Here is a 16,253-nt window from a genome sequence, read left to right as displayed (position 1 = left end):
CGATGGTCATGAGCATCGACCTTCCCACCCCGCGCGGCAGCCTGATCCCCGACCGAAACCTGGACGGCCTGACCTGGCTGCGTGTCGGCGGCCCGGCCGACTGGCTGTTCCAGCCCGCCGACCAGGACGATCTGGCGGCGTTCCTGGCCGCGCTGGACCCTGCCGTGCCGGTCTTTCCCATGGGCGTCGGCAGCAACCTGATCGTGCGCGACGGCGGCATCCGCGGCGTCGTCATCCGCCTTGGCCGCGCCTTCAATGGGGTCGAGATCGCGGAGGGCGTGGTGACCGCCGGTGCCGCCGCGCTGGACGCGCAGGTGGCGCGGCGCGCGGCCGAGGCCGGGCTGGACCTGACCTTCCTGCGCACCATTCCCGGCAGCATCGGTGGCGCGGTGCGCATGAATGCGGGCTGCTATGGCAGCTATCTGGCCGATCACCTGATCGACGCCACCGCCGTCACCCGCGACGGCCGCATCATGACCCTGACCCCGGCCGATCTGCGCTTTGCCTATCGCGAGAGCCATCTGCCCGAGGGCTGGGTCATCACCGCCGCCCGGCTGCGCGCCGCGCCGGGCGATCCGGACGCGCTGCATGCCCGCATGGCCGATCAGCTGGCGCGGCGCGACGAGAGCCAGCCCACCCGCGAGCGCAGCGCCGGATCGACCTTCCGCAACCCGGCGGGGTTCAGCTCCACCGGGCAGGCGGATGACGTCCATGACCTCAAGGCCTGGGCGCTGATCGACCGGGCGGGCCTGCGCGGCCACAGCTGGGGCGGCGCGCAGATGTCGGAGAAGCATCCGAACTTCCTGCTGAACACCGGCGGCGCGACCGCCGCCGAGCTGGAGGCCCTGGGCGAGCTGGTCCGCCGCCGCGTGCTGGAGGAGAGCGGCCACGACCTGCAATGGGAGGTCGTCCGCGTGGGCGACCCGGCGCCCGGCACCGACTGATCCGCCCCGCGCAACATTCTGCGCAGGCGGCCGAATTTCGGCTTTTGCGGTTCGCGCTTTGCTTGTATCCTGCTGCGACATGACGTCCCCATCCAAGGGGACGCGGACGGATGAAGCCCGGATCAACCGGGCACGAAAGGCGAACAGTGGCGGGCAGGTCGAGCAGGACAGCCCACTCGGTCGCGGTCCTGATGGGCGGCCCCTCGGCGGAACGGGAGGTCTCGCTGTCGTCGGGGCGCGAATGCGCGGATGCGCTGCGGGTGGCGGGATATCAGGTGACCGAGATCGATCCGGGCGCTGCGCGCGGGGACCGGATCGTGCAGGATCTGCGCGAGGCCGCGCCCGATGTCGTCTTCAACGCGCTGCATGGCCGGTGGGGCGAGGATGGCTGCGTGCAGGGCCTGCTGGACTGGCTGGACCTGCCCTATACCCATTCCGGGGTGCTGGCCTCGGCCCTGGCCATGGACAAGACCCGTGCCAAGCAGGCCTTCCGCGCGGCCGGCCTGCCGGTCGTGGAGAGCGTGATCGCGGATGCCGACGAGGTCCGTCAGCGCCACGTCATCCCGCCCCCCTATGTGGTCAAGCCGAATGACGAAGGCTCCTCGGTCGGCGTCTACATCGTCCATGATGGCGCCAACGCGCCGCCGGCCCTGTCCCCCGACATGCCCGCCCGCGTCATGGTCGAGACCTATGCCCCCGGCCGCGAGCTTACCACCACCGTGATGGGCGACCGCGCGCTGGAGGTGACCGAGATCGTCACCGAAGGGTGGTACGATTATGCCGCGAAATACACGGTCGGCGGGTCGCGCCATGTGGTGCCCGCCCAGATCCCGGAGGAGATCCGGGCCGCCTGCCTGGAGATGGCGCTGTGCGCGCATCGCGCCCTGGGCTGCCGCGGGCTGACGCGCACCGACTTTCGGTGGGATGACAGCCGCGGCGTCGACGGGCTGATCATCCTGGAGCTGAACACCCAGCCCGGCATGACGCCCACCAGCCTGGCCCCCGAACAGGCGGCCCATGCCGGCATCGACTTTCCCGCGCTGATGCGTTGGATGGTGGAGGATGCGCTGTGCCGGTCGTAATCGATCACCGCCCCGGAAAGCAGATCACCCCACCGCCCCTGCGGCAGCGCCGCGACCCTGCGCCGTCGCGGCTGAAGTACCGTCTGGACCGGATGTGGCTGACGCCGCTGTACCGCCGAGTGTTCCGCATCGGCCTTCCGGCCTTTGTCCTGGCGATGGTCGCGGGGCTATGGCTGTCGGACGAGGACCGCCGCGCGCGGCTGAACGACGGCGTGGCCCAGGTCGTCACCCAGATCCAGAGCCGCGAGGAATTCCAGGTCCGCCAGATGACCATCGAGGGCGCCAGCCCCGTGGTGGACCGCGCGCTGCGCGCCATGCTGCCGGTGGACCTGCCCGCCTCCAGCTTCGACATCGACCTGGCGGCGTTGCGCCTGCAGGTGCTGCAGCTGGACGCGATCGAGACCATCGACCTGCGCATCAAGCCCGGCGGCATCCTGTCCGCCGTGGTCAAGGAGCGCACGCCCGCCGTCCTGTGGCGCCACGCGCGCGGCATCGACATGCTGGACGCGGGCGGCCACCGCGTCGCCACCGTCACCTCGCGCGACGTGCGTCCCGACCTGCCGCTGATCACCGGCGAGGGCGCCGATCTGGACACCGCCGAGGCGCTGGCCCTGATGGATGCCGCCGGGCCGATCCTGCCGCGGGTGCGCGGCCTGGTCCGGCGCGGCGAGCGGCGGTGGGATCTGGTCCTGGACCACGGCCAGCGCATCCTGCTGCCCGAGGAGGGGGCGGTGATCGCGCTGGAGGCCGCCATCGCGCTGCATCGCAGCGAGGACATGCTGGGCCGCGACATCGCCACCGTCGATCTGCGCGACCCCGAACGCCCGGTCCTGCGGCTCGGCATCGACGCGCGCAACACGATCCGCACCGCCCGGGGCCAGCCGCTGCTGGGTCCGGACGGCAATGTTCTGCCCGATGACAAGAAGACGGAGGGATAGCCGGTGACCGACCTGTATCACACGCAGCGCGCGATGCGGAACATCCGCCGGGCCGCCCTTCAGCGCGGCGTCATCGGCATCCTGGACATCGGCACGTCCAAGATCGCCTGCCTGGTGCTGCGCTTCGACGGCACCGGCACCTTCCGCGAGACGGACGGCGTGGGGCCGATGGCGGGGCAGGTGAACTTCCGCGTGATCGGCGCGGCCTCGACCCGCTCGCGCGGCATGCGCCGCGGCGAGATCGAGACCATGGCCGAGACCGAGCGCGCCATCCGCACCGTCGTCGCCGCCGCCCAGAAGCTGGCCGGGGTGCGCGTCGATCACGTCATCGCCTGCCTGTCGGGGGGGCGGCCCGCCTCCTACGGGCTGGCCGGAGAGATCGTGCTGGCCTCGGGCAAGGTCGCCGAACAGGACGTGGCCTCGGTGCTGGCCTCCTGCGACGCGCCCGATTTCGGCCGCGGCCGCGAGGTGCTGCATGCGCAGCCGGTGAACTTTGCCGTGGACAACCGCAGCAACCTGGCCGATCCGCGCGACCATCTGGGCAACAAGCTGTTCTGCGACATGCACGTCCTGACCGTCGACGGCGATTCGATCGGCAATCTGGTGCAGTGCATCCGCCGCTGCGACCTGGAGTTGGCGGGCATCGCATCGGCCCCCTATGCCTCGGCCCGCGCGGCCCTGGTCGAGGACGAGCAGGAGCTGGGCGCGGCCTGCATCGACTTCGGCGGCGGCGGCACCGGCGTGTCGATCTTCATCAAGAAGCACATGATCTATTCCGACCATGTGCCCATCGGCGGCAACCTGATCACCCAGGACATCGCCCAGGGTCTGCGCGTGGGCCTGCCCATCGCCGAGCGGCTGAAGACGCTGAACGGCGGGGTCGAGGCGACCGGCGCCGACGACCGCGACATGATCGACGTGGGCGGCGGCACCGGGGACTGGGAGGCGGACCGCCGCCAGGTCAGCCGCGCCGACGTGATCGGCGTCATGCGTCCGCGCGTCGAGGAGATCCTGGAGCATGTCCGCGAGGTGCTGGACGCGGCCGGTTTCGACTGCATGCCCAGCCAGCAGATCGTGTTGACCGGCGGCGGCAGCCAGATCCCCGGCCTGGACGGGCTGGCCGCGCGCATCCTGGGGCCGAACATTCGCTGCGGGCGGCCCATGCGCATCGACGGGCTGGCCCATCAGCTGACCGATCCCAGCTTTTCCAGCGCGGTCGGGCTGGCGCTGTTCGCGGCCCATCCGCAGGACGAATGGTGGGATTTCGAGATGCCCGCCGACCGCTATCCGGCGCGCAGCCTGCGCCGCGCCTATCGCTGGTTCCGCACGCGCTGGTAGGGGCGTGGCACGGCGGATGTGGTGTGGTGGAGGCCCTTCCACCACATTCGGCGCACATGGCAAGATGCCGCCTATTTCAAGGGTGAACGCGCCAGATTTTGCGGAGGTTTCGGCTTTTTCGAGTGACGGACCGATGCCGAATTGTTACGGTGCCTAACAAAGACCGGGATTCGAGCGGCATAACCGCCCCCCAATGGCATGCAGCGAGTACAGGCGGACACCATGAACCTCAATCTGATGATGAATGACGAAGAAGAGCTGAAGCCGCGCATCACCGTTTTCGGTGTCGGGGGCGCGGGCGGCAATGCCGTCAACAACATGATTCAGAAGCAACTCGACGGGGTCGAGTTCGTGGTGGCCAACACCGACGCGCAGGCCCTGCAGCAGAGCCGCGCCACCGCCCGCATCCAGATGGGTCCGAAGGTCACCGAAGGTCTGGGCGCGGGCGCCAAGCCCACCATCGGCGCCAAGGCCGCCGAGGAGACCATCGAGGACATCGTCGACCACCTGATGGGCGCTCATATGTGCTTCATCACCGCCGGCATGGGCGGCGGCACGGGCACCGGCGCGGCCCCGATCATCGCGCAGGCCGCACGCGAGATGGGCATCCTGACCGTCGGCGTCGTGACCAAGCCCTTCCAGTTCGAGGGCACCAAGCGGATGCGCCAGGCCGAGGAGGGCGTCGAGGCCCTGCAGAAGGTCGTGGACACGCTGATCATCATCCCCAACCAGAACCTGTTCCGGCTGGCCAACGAGAAGACCACCTTCACCGAGGCCTTCGCCATGGCCGACGACGTGCTGTATCAGGGCGTCAAGGGCGTGACCGACCTGATGGTGCGTCCTGGCCTGATCAACCTGGACTTTGCCGACGTGCGCGCGGTGATGGACGAGATGGGCAAGGCCATGATGGGCACCGGCGAGGCCTCGGGCGAGAACCGCGCCCAGGAGGCGGCCGAGCGCGCCATCGCCAACCCGCTCTTGGACGAGATCAGCCTGAACGGCGCGCGGGGCGTGCTGATCAACATCACCGGCGGCTATGACATGACGCTGTTCGAGCTGGACGAGGCCGCCAACGTCATCCGCGACAAGGTGGACAGCGACGCGAATATCATCGTCGGCTCGACCCTGGACCCGGACATGGACGGCGCGATCCGCGTGTCGGTCGTGGCGACCGGCATCGACGCTGCCGCCGCCGCCGCGGCCGAGGTTCCCGCCCCCCGCCGCGGCATGGCCGCGCCGCTGACTCAGAACCCGCCCATCGCGGCCCAGTCCGATGAGCCGGCCATCCCGGCGCGCCGCGTGGCCCCGCCCGCCGCCGCGACCGAGGCGCCCCGCGCCGAGACCCCGCGTGCCGAGGCCCCGCGCGCCGAGGACGACATGCCGCAGCCGGCCTATCAGCCGCGCGACGCCGCCCGCCAGACCGCCGTGCGGATCGAGGATGACGCCTCCGCCTTCGTGGCGCCCCGCGCGCCGCAGTCGCCGCGTCCGGGCCAGCCCACGCCCGAGGTGATGGACCGCCTGCGCCGCGCCGTGGACAATCACGGCCGCGCCGCCACCCAGGCCGCGCCGCAGCCCCAGCAGCAGCCCGCCACCAGCCGCATGAGCGGTCTGGGCGGTCTTCTGGAGCGCATGGCCGGTCACCGCACCGAGCAGGGCGGACAGAAACCCGCCGCCGCCTCGATCGCCGAGCGCGTGAGCGAGCGCGTGGCCGTGCGGGCGCGTCAACAGGATGCCGATTTCGACGATCTGGCCAGCCCCGACACCAGCGGCAAGGACAATGTCGAGATCCCGGCCTTCCTGCGTCGTCAGGCCAACTGACGGATCACGAAGCCTTCAGGGCTTCAACTCGAGGGGCTGCGGAAACGCGGCCCTTTTTCGTTTTTTCTGTGGTCCGGCGCGGCCTCACAGCGGGCGGGCCGAGGAATGTTTCACGCCGTTACAAATCGTTAATTGATTGGTCGGGGCGGGGCACCTAGCTGGAATGACAACGACGGGGGCAACGGTCCCCAAGGCTTATCCGAAGGCAGGCAGGTCATGCAGGCGACAGTGAACCAGACCGTGACATTCCAGGGCGTGGGGCTTCACTCCGGCGCGCCCGTCCTGCTGCAGATCCATCCCGCGCGTCCCGGCCACGGCATCGTCTTCCGCCGCACCGACCTGTCGCCCGCCGTGGACATTCCCGCGCTGTGGGATCACGTCACCCCGTCCAGGCTGTGCACGCTGCTGGACAACGGCCGCGGCGTGACCCTGTCGACGGTCGAGCATGTGATGGCCGCGCTGGCCGGCACCGGCATCCACAACGCGCTGATCACCGTCGACGGTCCCGAAGTGCCGATCCTGGACGGCTCCTCGGCGCCTTTCGTGGAGGCGATTCTGGACGCGGGCATACGCCGTCAGGCCGCCGCCCTGCGCGCCATCCGCGCGCTGCGCACCGTCGAGGTCCGCGAGGGCGAGGCCTTCGCCCGCCTGTCGCCCGCCGATCATCTGGAGATCGACTTCGAGATCGACTTCACCGATGCCGCCATCGGCCATCAGGAGAAGCGGCTGGACATGGCCAACGGCGCTTTCCTGCGCGAGCTGGCCGACAGCCGCACCTTCTGCCGCGCGGCCGATGTCGAGGCGATGCGCCGCAACGGCCTGGCCTTGGGCGGCACCTATCTGAACGCGGTCGTGGTCGATGACGGGCGCGTCCTGTCGCCGGGCGGCCTGCGTCACGCCGACGAGGCCGTGCGCCACAAGATGCTGGACGCGACCGGGGACTTGGCGCTGGCCGGGGCTCCGCTGCTGGCGCGCTATACCGGGCACCGGGCGGGTCACGCGATGACGAACCGCCTGCTGCGCGCGCTGTTCGCCGATCCCACGGCCTGGGCCTGGGAGCTGTGCAGCCCCGAGCTGGAGGGTCGTCTGCCGGGTGCGGGCGTCGCGGATTACGGGCGCCCGGCCATGGCCGCGACCTTCGCCGCCGAGTGACCCTGCGCCTTGGCGGTTCGGGGCCGAAATCAACGGATTGCCATTTTGCGCCCCCTGATGTTCTGTGCTAGAGCATGCCGGCGTCGCGGCCCGATGGGCTGCGCCGCGGCAAGAAATCGTAGGGCAGGATGAAGATGGCGCGCTCGAAACTCACGGCTTCGGTGATGGCTGCGGTGCTGGCGGGTCTGGTCCTGTCCGGCTGTGGCGGCAACCGGGACGCGGCCGCGCGCCAGAACCTGGACCGCTTCACCGCCGAGGAGATCTACAAGCGCGGCGAATACGAGCTGGAGAACAGCCGTCGTCCCGCCGACGCGGTGTTCTATTTCAGCGAGATCGAGCGGCTCTATCCCTATTCCGAATGGGCGCGCCGGGCGCTGATCATGCAGGCCTACGGGAACCACCGCGCCGGCAACTACGAGGAGGCGCGCGGCGCCGCGCAGCGTTTTCTGGACAACTATCCGGGCGACGAGGATGCGGCGTACGCGCAGTATCTGCTGGCCCTGTCCTATTACGACCAGATCGACGACGTGGGGCGCGACCAGGGCCTGACCTTCCAGGCGCTGCAGGGGCTGCGCACGGTGATCGAGCAGTATCCCGACAGCGAATATGCCCGCAGCGCCATCCTGAAGTTCGACCTGGCCTTCGACCATCTGGCCGCCAAGGAGATGGAGATCGGCCGCTATTACCTCAAGCAGGGACATTACGCGGCATCCGTGAACCGCTTCCGCGTCGTGGTCGAGGAGTTTCAGACCACCAGCCAGACCCCCGAAGCGCTGCTGCGCCTGGTCGAGGCCTATCTGGCCCTGGGCCTTCTGGACGAGGCGCAGACCGCCGGCGCGATCCTGGGCCACAACTTCCAGTCCTCGCCCTTCTACGACGACGCCTTCCGCCAGCTGCGCGGGCGCGGCCTGTCGGCCGAGGTGCGCGGCGACAGCTGGCTGACCAACGTCTACCGCCAGACCATCCAGGGGCGCTGGCTGTAATGCAGGCGCTCCGCGCGGGCCGTGGCCCATGCTGAGATCGCTGGACATCCGCGACATGCTGCTGATCGAGCGGCTGGACCTGGCCTTCGGGCCGGGGCTGAACGTGCTGACCGGAGAGACGGGCGCGGGCAAGTCGATCCTGCTGGATTGCCTAGGCTTCGTGCTGGGCTGGCGGTCGCGGGCCGATCTGGTGCGCCAGGGCGCGGCCCAGGGCGAGGTGCAGGCGGTGTTCGACCTGCCGCGCGACCACCCGGCCCGCGCCATCCTGGCCGAGGCCGGGATCACCATCGACGATGACGAGCTGATTTTGCGCCGCGTGAACGGGCTGGACGGGCGCAAGACGGGCTGGGTCAATGACCGCCGCGTCTCGGGCGAGGTGCTGCGCCAGCTGTCCGAGGTCCTGGTCGAGCTGCATGGCCAGCATGACGACCGCGGGTTGCTGAACCCGCGCGGGCACCGGCTGCTGCTGGACGCCTTCGGCGCGCTGGACCTGTCGGCGGTGCGGGCCGCCTGGTCGGCGCGCCGCGCGGCCGAGCGCGATCTGGCCGAGGCCGAGGCCGCCCTGGCCGCCGCGCGGCAGGAGGAGGAGTTCCTGCGCCATTCCGTGGCCGAGCTGGACAAGCTGACCCCCGAGCCGGGCGAGGAGCAGCGCCTGGACACCGCCCGCCGCGCCATGCAGGGGGCCGAGCGCATCCGCGACGACGTGGCCCGCGCCTTGCAGATGCTGTCGGGAGACGGGGCCGAAGGGGCGATGGTCGATGCGGCGCGCTGGCTGGAGGGTGCCGCCGACCGCGCCGAGGGCCGCCTGGACGAGCCTCTGGCCGCCCTGTCCCGCGCGCTGATCGAGCTGGGCGAGGCCACAAAGGGGGTCGAGGATACCCTCGCCGCGCTGGATTTCGACCCGCATGCGCTGGAAAGCACCGAGGAGCGGCTGTTCGCGCTGCGCGCCCTGGCGCGCAAGCATGACGTGCTGCCCGACGATCTGGCGGGGCTGGCCGACCGGCTGCGCGACCGGCTGGAGCGTCTGGACGCCGGAGAGGCCCGCATGGGCCAGCTGCGCCAGGCCGCGCGCGCGGCGGAGGCCGCCTATGACGACGCCGCCGCCGCCCTGAGCGATGCGCGCCGGGCGGCTGCCGAACGGCTGGACCGCGCGGTGACCGCCGAACTGGTCCCGCTGAAGATGGAGCGGGCGGTGTTCCGCACCCTGGTCGGTCCCGCCGATCCGGGTCCGGACGGGCGCGACGCGGTGTCCTTCACCGTCGCCACCAACCCCGGCGCGCCGTCGGGACCGCTGGACAAGATCTCCTCGGGGGGCGAGCTGTCGCGGTTCCTGCTGGCGCTGAAGGTCTGTCTGGCGCGCGGCAACGACGCGCTGGTGATGATCTTCGACGAGATCGACCGCGGCGTCGGCGGCGCCACCGCCGATGCGGTCGGCCGCCGGTTGCAGAACCTGGCCGAGGGCGCTCAGGTCCTGGTCATCACCCATTCGCCGCAGGTCGCGGCCTTGGGGACCGAGCATTTCCGGGTGTCGAAATCGGTGACGGACGGGATGACGACCTCGGTCGTGGTGCCCCTGAGCGCGCCCGAGCGTGTGGCCGAGATCGCGCGGATGCTGTCGGGCGATCGCGTCACCGATGCGGCGACGGACGCCGCGCGCGCGTTGCTGGCAGGCTAGTCCAAGACCCGCGGCATCGGGCGCAGCACCGAGACGACGCGGCCATCCTCGCGGTCGATCCGGACCAGCTGACCTGCGATGACGGCATAGGCGTCACCTTCGGGCGGCTGCGCCAATCCGTAGCGTCCGGGCGCGGTCACGATATGAACATCCGTGTCGCTCTGCACACCGATGACCGATGCGTCGCCGGTGCCGCCGGTGCAGGCGACCGAACAGACCGGTGCCTCCAGCCCGCGCGTGGGCGTCGTGTTCGGGGCAGTCAGGGCGGCCAGTCCAAGCACCGTCCCGGCTGCCGCAGCAGCAAGGGGGTGCAGCGGCGTCATGATATCCTCGTCTCTCTCTGACGGATCAACCCGGAGGTGAACCGCAGGGTTCCCCGCCGCGGTGCTCATGACGGCCATGCGTGGCCGCCATGACACGTCTGCCCGCGGATTCAGCCCGCGGCGCCGCCGCGTGCCGCCAGCCGGGGCAGCATCGCCGAGAAGTCGCGCCCGCGCCCGTCCTCGTGCTCGACAAAGGCCTCGTATTCCTGCCGGGCCAGCGCGCCCATCGGCGTGGCGGCGCCCACCGATTCGGCAGCCATCCGGGCCAGCGTCAGGTCCTTGAGCATCAGCTCGGCCGCGAAGCCCGGACGATAGTCGTTGTCCGCCGGACTTTTCGGTCCGACGCCCGGCGCCGGGCAATAGGCGTTCATCGACCAGCTGTAGCCCGAGCTGGTCGAGACCACGTCGAACATCTTCTGCCGGTCCAGACCCAGCTTGTCGGCCAGGGCGAAGGCCTCGCAGGTGGCGATCATGGTGACGCCTAGGATCATATTGTTGCAGATCTTGGCCGCCTGTCCCGCGCCGCTGTCGCCGCAATGGACGGCCTTCTGGCCCATGATCTCGAACAGCGGCGCGACGGTCGCGAAATCCTCCGCGCCGCCGCCCACCATGAAGGTCAGCGTGCCTGCCTGCGCGCCGCCCGTCCCGCCGGAGACAGGTGCGTCCAGCGCGCCCAGGCCCGCGTCGCGCGCCATCTGCGCCACCGCGCGGGCGCTGTCCACGTCCACGGTCGAGCAGTCGCACAGCACCGCGCCCGCACGCATAGCGGGAACGATCTGTTCCGCCACGCTGCGCAGGATCGCGCCGTTCGGCAGCATGGTGATGACCACATCCGCGCCGGTGACAGCCTCGGTCGCGCTGGACGCCGCGGTGACGCCCGCGGGGGCGGGGGCGGCGGTGTCGAAGCCCGTCACCTCATGCCCGGCGGCGGCCAGGTTCGCGGCCATGGGCGCGCCCATGTTGCCCAGTCCGATGAATGCGATCTTCATTGCCCGTCCTCCCAAGACAGTTCCTCGGCGCCGAGCGGCGCCAGCAGTGCCGCCACCCCGTCGGGGGTCGCCGCTGCGGACCATGCCGGGGCGCGATCCTTGTCGATGATCTGCGCGCGCACGCCCTCAAGAAAATCGCTATGCGCGGTGGCGCGCGCGGTGAAGCGGAACTCGCGGCTCAGCGACTGCTGCATGCGCTGGTCCTCGCGCGCGGCCCGCACCATGGCCAGGCCCGCGGCCATGGACAGGGGCGAATTGCGCGACAGCGCCTCCAGCGCGTCGGCGTCGCGCACGGGTTCCAACGCGGCGCGGATGGCCGCCACATCCGTAGCACCGAAGGCCGACAGGTCCCGGTCCGCCAAGGGGGCTGCGGGCGCCTCATGGCCGCGCAGCACGGCCACGTCGCCCTCGCGCTCCAGCGCGGCGATCAGGTCGGGCCATTCGGCCTCGGGGATGTAGAGATCGGCGAATCCCGCATGGATTGCGTCGCCCGGACCCATCCGCGCGCCCGTCAGCGTCAGATATTCCCCGATCCGCCCCGGCGCGCGGGACAGAAGCCACGTGCCGCCCACGTCGGGGATCAGGCCGATGCCGCTTTCGGGCATGGCGATGCGGGTCGTGTCGCCGACCACGCGGTGGCTGGCATGGCCGCCCACCCCCACGCCGCCGCCCATGACGAAACCCTGCATGAAGGCCACGATCGGTTTCGGATAATCCGCGATGGCCGCGTTCATGCGGTATTCGTCGCGAAAGAAGGCGCGGCCCAACTGATGGTCGCCCGCGCGCCCCGCGTGATAGACCGCCGCGATGTCGCCGCCCGCGCAGAAGGCGCGATCGCCCTCGGCGTCGATGACGACCAGCGCCACGGCCGGATCGTCGCGCCAGTCGTCCAGCGCCCGGTGCAGCGCCAGCGCCATGTCATGGGACAGGGCGTTCAGCGCCCGTGGCCGGGTGAAGGTGATGCGGCCCGCGCGGCCCGCGATGCGGATGTGCAGGTCCATGCCTCAGCCCCTTTCGGCCAGCAGGGCGCGGCTGACGATCAGGCGCATGATCTCGTTCGTGCCCTCCAGGATCTGGTGGACGCGCAGGTCGCGGACGATCTTCTCGATCCCGTAATCGGCCAGATAGCCGTATCCGCCATGCAGCTGCAGGCACTGGTTCGCGACCTCGAAGGCGCGGTCGGTGACGTGCAGTTTTGCCATGGCGCAGAACTTGGTGGCATCCGGCGCGCCCTGATCCAGCTTCCACGCCGCCTGGCGCAGGAAGATGCGGGCCGATTGCAGGGCGGTCTCCATCTCGGCCAGGCGGAACTGCAGGGCCTGGAACTGGTCCAGCGACTTTCCGAAGGCCTTGCGGTCGCCCATATAGGCCAGCGTGCGGTCCAGCGCCGCTTGCGCGCCGCCCAAGGCGGCGGCGGCGATATTCAGGCGGCCCCCGTCCAGCCCGGCCATTGCGTAGCTGAAGCCGCGGCCCTCTTCGCCCAGCAGGTTGTCGGCCGGCACGACGCAATCGTCGAACTGGACCTGGGTCGTGGGCTGCGAGCGCCAGCCCATCTTGTCCTCCAGCCCCCCGAAGGAGAGACCCGGCGTGCCGTTCTCGACGATGACGGTGCTGATGCCCTTGGGGCCGTCGCCGCCGCTGCGGACCATGGCGACATAGACGTCGCTGTAGCCGCCGCCGCTGATGAAGGCCTTGGTCCCGTTCAGCCGCCAGCCCTGGTCGTCGCGGTCCGCGCGGGTGCGCAGCGCGGCTGCGTCCGAGCCGGAACCCGGTTCGGTCAGGCAATAGCTGAAGATGCGGGTCATCGAACACAGGTCGGGCAGCCAGCGGTCGCGCGCCTGATCGCTGCCGAACTTGTCGATCATGCCGCCGCACATGTTGTGGATCGACAGGAAGGACGCGACCGAGGGGCAGGCCATCGACAGCGCCTCGAAGACCAGCGTGCCGTCTAGGCGCGACAGCCCCGTGCCGCCGTGATCCTCGGAGACGAAGATGCCGCCCAGGCCCAAGGCCGCCACGTCTGGCCAGAGGTCGCGCGGGATGGTGCCCTGACGTTCCCAGTCCTGCGCATGGGGCGCGATGCGGTCGGCCCCGAAATCGCGGGCCATGTCGAAGATGGCCTGCTGTTCCTCGGTCAGTGCGAAATCCATCGGCAGCCCCTCCCCGGACCGGTGTGAATTGAACAGCTGTTTAATTGCCAGATGTTGCGACAGTGTTGCAAGCGGTCAGAGGTCGCGGGTGAACTCCTGCACCAGATGGCGGGTGACGGCGCGCAAGGCGTCGTCGCGGTCGGCCCCGGCCTGACGGGCGCGGGCATGGACGGCGCGCTGCGCCTCGGCCGCGGTGCCATGCGCCACCATCTCGCGCAGGCGGGCGACATGGGGCTGACAGTCCAGCGCGTCGGCATCCTGCGCGATCAGGCCCAGCCAGTCGTCGGCGATCTGCTCGAAGGGGATGATCCGGCCCGCGCCGAAATCGATCAGCCCCTCGGTCGTGCCATAGCGCAGTGCGCGCCAACGGTTCTCGGCCAGAAGGAAGGGCTCGTATTGCCGCCAGCGCTGATTGGCGCGCGACAGGCGCCACAGCATGCGCAGGGTGGTCTGGATCAGCGCGGCCAAGGTCAGCGCATCCTCCAGCCGGGGGCAGGCGTCGCAGATGCGGGTCTCCAGCGTGGGATACTTGCTGCTGGGGCGCAGGTCCCACCAGATCTTGCTGCTGTCCTCGATGATGCCCAGCTCGGTCAGGGCCTGGACCGAGCGTTCGAATTCGTCCCAGCTGCCCATCTGCGGCGGCAGGCCGGTGCGGGGCATGTCGCCGAAGACCGTGGTGCGATAGGAGGCGAGGCCCGAATCCTCGCCCAGCCAGAAGGGGCTTGAGGCGGAGAGCGCCAGCAGATGCGGCAGGAAATAGGCCAGCTGGTTCATCAGGTCGATGCGCTGCGCGGGGTCGGGGATGCCCACATGGACATGCATGCCGCAGATCAGCATGCGCCGCGCCACGCCGCCCATGTCGCGCGACAGCTGGTTGTAGCGGTCCTTGTCGGTATGGTCCTGTTCGCGCCAGTCGGCCTGCGGGTGGCAGGAGGCGGAGATGGGCGCCAGCCCGTGTTCGGCGGCGCGCCGGGCGACGGTGCCGCGCAGGTGGCGCAGGTGTTCGCCCGCGGCGCGGATGTCGGGGCTGACCGGGGTGCCGATCTCGACCTGGCAGCGCAGGAATTCGGGGCTGACCTGGTCGCCGAGATCGGCCTTGAGCGCCTGCATCAGCGCCTCGGGCGCCGCGGCCAGCTGGAGGGTTTCGGCATCGACGAGGAGGTATTCCTCCTCGATGCCCAAGGTGAAATCGGGGGTGAGGTCGCGATCGGTCGTCATGGGTCCGTCCTGGTTGCCGTGGACGCGCCGGGCGTGCGTCCCGCGACGTGCCGGGGGGCTGGCTGCCCCCCGGACCCCCCGCGCAGCGCCCCCCACATCGGGAGGACCGGTTCCGGCGTCAGTCCATGGCCTTGAAGTTGAACTCTCCGCCTTCCTTGATCCCCGACGGCCAGCGCGCCGTCACGGTCTTGGTCCGCGTGTAGAAGCGGAACGCGTCCGGGCCGTGCTGGTTCAGGTCGCCGAAGCCCGATTTCTTCCAGCCGCCGAAGGTGTGGTAGGCCAGCGGCACCGGGATCGGCACGTTGACGCCGACCATGCCGATGTTGATGCGGTTCGCGAAGTCGCGCGCCGTGTCGCCGTCGCGGGTATAGATCGCGGTGCCGTTGCCGTATTCGTGGTCCAGCGCCAGCTTGATCGCCTCCTCGTAGCTGGCGGCGCGGACGGTGGAGAGGACCGGACCGAAGATCTCGGTCTTGTAGATGTCCATGTCCGGGGTCACGCGGTCGAAGAGGTGCGGCCCGACGAAGAAGCCGTCCTCATAGCCCTGCAGATTGAAGTCGCGGCCGTCGACGACCAGCTCGGCGCCCTGGTCCACGCCCGACTGCACCAGGCGCAGGATGTTTTCCTTGGCGGCCTTGGTCACGACCGGGCCGTAGTCGATGTCGTTGCCGGCGGTCCAGGGACCGACCTTCAGCTTCTCGATGCGCGGGATCAGCTTCTCGATCAGCGCATCGGCGGTCTTCTCGCCCACCGGCACCGCGACCGAGATGGCCATGCAACGCTCGCCCGCAGCCCCGTAGCCCGCGCCGACCAGCGCGTCGGCGGCCTGGTCCAGGTCCGCGTCGGGCATGATGATCATGTGGTTCTTGGCACCGCCGAAGCACTGGGCGCGCTTGCCGTTCTGGGCGGCGCGCTCATAGATGTACTGCGCGATAGGGGTGGAGCCGACGAAGCCCACGGCCTGGATGGTCGGGTTGTCCAGGATCGCGTCCACGACATCCTTGTCGCCGTTCACCACCTGCAGCACGCCGTCGGGCAGGCCGGCCTCCTTCAGCAGCTTGGCCAGCATCAGCGGCACGGAGGGGTCGCGCTCCGACGGCTTCAGGATCATCGCGTTGCCGCAGGCCAAGGCGGGGCCCATCTTCCACAGCGGGATCATCGCCGGGAAGTTGAACGGCGTGATGCCCGCGACCACGCCCAGGGGCTGGCGCATGGAATACATGTCGATGCCGGGGCCGGCGCTGTCGGTGAACTCGCCCTTCAGCAGATGCGGCGCGCCGATGCAGAACTCGATCACCTCCAGGCCGCGCTGGATGTCGCCCTTGGCGTCGGGGAAGGTCTTGCCATGCTCGCTGGACAGGGCCTCGGCCAGCTTGTCTATGTCGCGGTTGATCAGGCCGACGAAGGCCATCATCACGCGGGCGCGGCGCTGCGGGTTGGTGGCGCCCCATGCGACCTGCGCCTCGGCGGCGCAGGCGACGGCATGGTCCAGCTCGGCCTTGGTGGCCAGCGACAGGCGGGCCTGGACCTCGCCGGTGGCGGGGTTGAAGACATCGGAATGGCGTCCGGACGTGCCCTTGTACTCGGCGCCGTCGATCCAGTGGTTGATCTCTTTCATCGCATCCTCCTGATCCGTTGGCGGC

General features: G+C 70.1%; 14 protein-coding genes. 8 read left to right on the top strand and 6 right to left on the bottom strand.

What is annotated here, in order from left to right:
* The first annotated feature begins 8 nt into the window (after positions 1-8).
* From murB to recN, 8 genes are all read left to right on the top strand, one after another.
* On the top strand, positions 9-944 hold the full coding sequence (gene murB, locus AC2SGK_RS09155; protein WP_488323265.1) for a UDP-N-acetylmuramate dehydrogenase: 936 nt from the start codon (positions 9-11) through the stop codon (positions 942-944).
* A 191-nt stretch (positions 945-1,135) separates the two neighbouring features.
* On the top strand, positions 1,136-2,026 hold the full coding sequence (locus tag AC2SGK_RS09150; RefSeq protein ID WP_488323357.1) for a D-alanine--D-alanine ligase: 891 nt from the start codon (positions 1,136-1,138) through the stop codon (positions 2,024-2,026).
* A complete protein-coding gene (locus tag AC2SGK_RS09145; protein WP_488323264.1) occupies positions 2,014-2,964 on the top strand; it encodes a cell division protein FtsQ/DivIB in 951 nt (316 codons plus the stop codon). The genes AC2SGK_RS09150 and AC2SGK_RS09145 overlap by 13 nt, the downstream gene beginning before the upstream one ends.
* Positions 2,965-2,967: 3 nt before the next feature.
* Positions 2,968-4,302 carry a cell division protein FtsA gene (gene ftsA, locus AC2SGK_RS09140; RefSeq protein ID WP_488323263.1) on the top strand — a complete coding sequence of 445 codons (1,335 nt, stop codon included), beginning with the start codon at positions 2,968-2,970 and terminating at the stop codon, positions 4,300-4,302.
* A 222-nt stretch (positions 4,303-4,524) separates the two neighbouring features.
* Complete coding sequence (gene ftsZ / locus AC2SGK_RS09135) at positions 4,525-6,120, top strand: cell division protein FtsZ (RefSeq protein ID WP_488323262.1); 1,596 nt, start codon at positions 4,525-4,527, stop codon at positions 6,118-6,120.
* A gap of 216 nt (positions 6,121-6,336) precedes the next feature.
* Positions 6,337-7,272: a UDP-3-O-acyl-N-acetylglucosamine deacetylase gene (lpxC, locus tag AC2SGK_RS09130; RefSeq protein WP_488323261.1), complete on the top strand. Its 936-nt coding sequence runs from the start codon at positions 6,337-6,339 to the stop codon at positions 7,270-7,272.
* Between the two features lie 134 nt (positions 7,273-7,406).
* Entirely contained in the window at positions 7,407-8,255 is an 849-nt protein-coding gene (locus AC2SGK_RS09125) for an outer membrane protein assembly factor BamD (RefSeq protein WP_411838777.1), read from the top strand.
* A 28-nt stretch (positions 8,256-8,283) separates the two neighbouring features.
* On the top strand, positions 8,284-9,930 hold the full coding sequence (recN, locus tag AC2SGK_RS09120) for a DNA repair protein RecN (protein ID WP_488323260.1): 1,647 nt from the start codon (positions 8,284-8,286) through the stop codon (positions 9,928-9,930).
* On the opposite strand, the gene AC2SGK_RS09115 is transcribed toward recN, so the two are convergent.
* From AC2SGK_RS09115 to AC2SGK_RS09090, 6 genes are all read right to left on the bottom strand, one after another.
* On the bottom strand, positions 9,927-10,253 hold the full coding sequence (locus tag AC2SGK_RS09115; RefSeq protein WP_488323259.1) for a hypothetical protein: 327 nt from the start codon (positions 10,251-10,253) through the stop codon (positions 9,927-9,929). The two genes, recN and AC2SGK_RS09115, sit on opposite strands and share 4 nt — an antisense overlap.
* Positions 10,254-10,363: 110 nt before the next feature.
* The gene (gene mmsB, locus AC2SGK_RS09110; protein ID WP_488323258.1) at positions 10,364-11,242 is read right to left on the bottom strand and encodes a 3-hydroxyisobutyrate dehydrogenase; all 879 of its coding nucleotides are present in this window, start codon (positions 11,240-11,242) and stop codon (positions 10,364-10,366) included.
* Positions 11,239-12,243: an enoyl-CoA hydratase/isomerase family protein gene (locus AC2SGK_RS09105; RefSeq protein WP_488323257.1), complete on the bottom strand. Its 1,005-nt coding sequence runs from the start codon at positions 12,241-12,243 to the stop codon at positions 11,239-11,241. Before AC2SGK_RS09105 ends, mmsB begins: the two co-directional genes overlap by 4 nt.
* A gap of 3 nt (positions 12,244-12,246) precedes the next feature.
* Positions 12,247-13,392 carry an acyl-CoA dehydrogenase family protein gene (locus tag AC2SGK_RS09100; protein WP_488323256.1) on the bottom strand — a complete coding sequence of 382 codons (1,146 nt, stop codon included), beginning with the start codon at positions 13,390-13,392 and terminating at the stop codon, positions 12,247-12,249.
* 75 nt (positions 13,393-13,467) lie between these two features.
* Entirely contained in the window at positions 13,468-14,610 is a 1,143-nt protein-coding gene (locus AC2SGK_RS09095; protein WP_488323255.1) for a carboxylate-amine ligase, read from the bottom strand.
* A 118-nt stretch (positions 14,611-14,728) separates the two neighbouring features.
* Positions 14,729-16,228, bottom strand: coding sequence for a CoA-acylating methylmalonate-semialdehyde dehydrogenase (locus AC2SGK_RS09090; RefSeq protein ID WP_488323254.1), 1,500 nt, complete (start codon positions 16,226-16,228; stop codon positions 14,729-14,731).
* Between the last annotated feature and the right edge of the window lie 25 nt (positions 16,229-16,253).

This window comes from Paracoccus sp. NIOT.M2S5SZ12 (assembly GCF_057748165.1).
The sequence above is the reverse complement of the archived record's forward strand: the minus strand, read 5'-3'. Positions and strand labels throughout refer to the sequence as shown.

Bases quoted from the DNA above. Each gene is read 5' to 3' on its own strand.
- murB (WP_488323265.1), top strand. From the start codon at position 9: ATGAGCATCGACCTTCCCACCCCGCGCGGCAGCCTGATCCCCGACCGA.
- AC2SGK_RS09150 (WP_488323357.1), top strand. From the start codon at position 1,136: ATGGGCGGCCCCTCGGCGGAACGGGAGGTCTCGCTGTCGTCGGGGCGC.
- ftsZ (WP_488323262.1), top strand. From the start codon at position 4,525: ATGAACCTCAATCTGATGATGAATGACGAAGAAGAGCTGAAGCCGCGC.
- lpxC (WP_488323261.1), top strand. From the start codon at position 6,337: ATGCAGGCGACAGTGAACCAGACCGTGACATTCCAGGGCGTGGGGCTT.
- AC2SGK_RS09125 (WP_411838777.1), top strand. From the start codon at position 7,407: ATGGCGCGCTCGAAACTCACGGCTTCGGTGATGGCTGCGGTGCTGGCG.
- recN (WP_488323260.1), top strand. From the start codon at position 8,284: ATGCTGAGATCGCTGGACATCCGCGACATGCTGCTGATCGAGCGGCTG.
- AC2SGK_RS09115 (WP_488323259.1), bottom strand. From the start codon at position 10,253: ATGACGCCGCTGCACCCCCTTGCTGCTGCGGCAGCCGGGACGGTGCTT.
- mmsB (WP_488323258.1), bottom strand. From the start codon at position 11,242: ATGAAGATCGCATTCATCGGACTGGGCAACATGGGCGCGCCCATGGCC.
- AC2SGK_RS09105 (WP_488323257.1), bottom strand. From the start codon at position 12,243: ATGGACCTGCACATCCGCATCGCGGGCCGCGCGGGCCGCATCACCTTC.
- AC2SGK_RS09100 (WP_488323256.1), bottom strand. From the start codon at position 13,392: ATGGATTTCGCACTGACCGAGGAACAGCAGGCCATCTTCGACATGGCC.
- AC2SGK_RS09095 (WP_488323255.1), bottom strand. From the start codon at position 14,610: ATGACGACCGATCGCGACCTCACCCCCGATTTCACCTTGGGCATCGAG.
- AC2SGK_RS09090 (WP_488323254.1), bottom strand. From the start codon at position 16,228: ATGAAAGAGATCAACCACTGGATCGACGGCGCCGAGTACAAGGGCACG.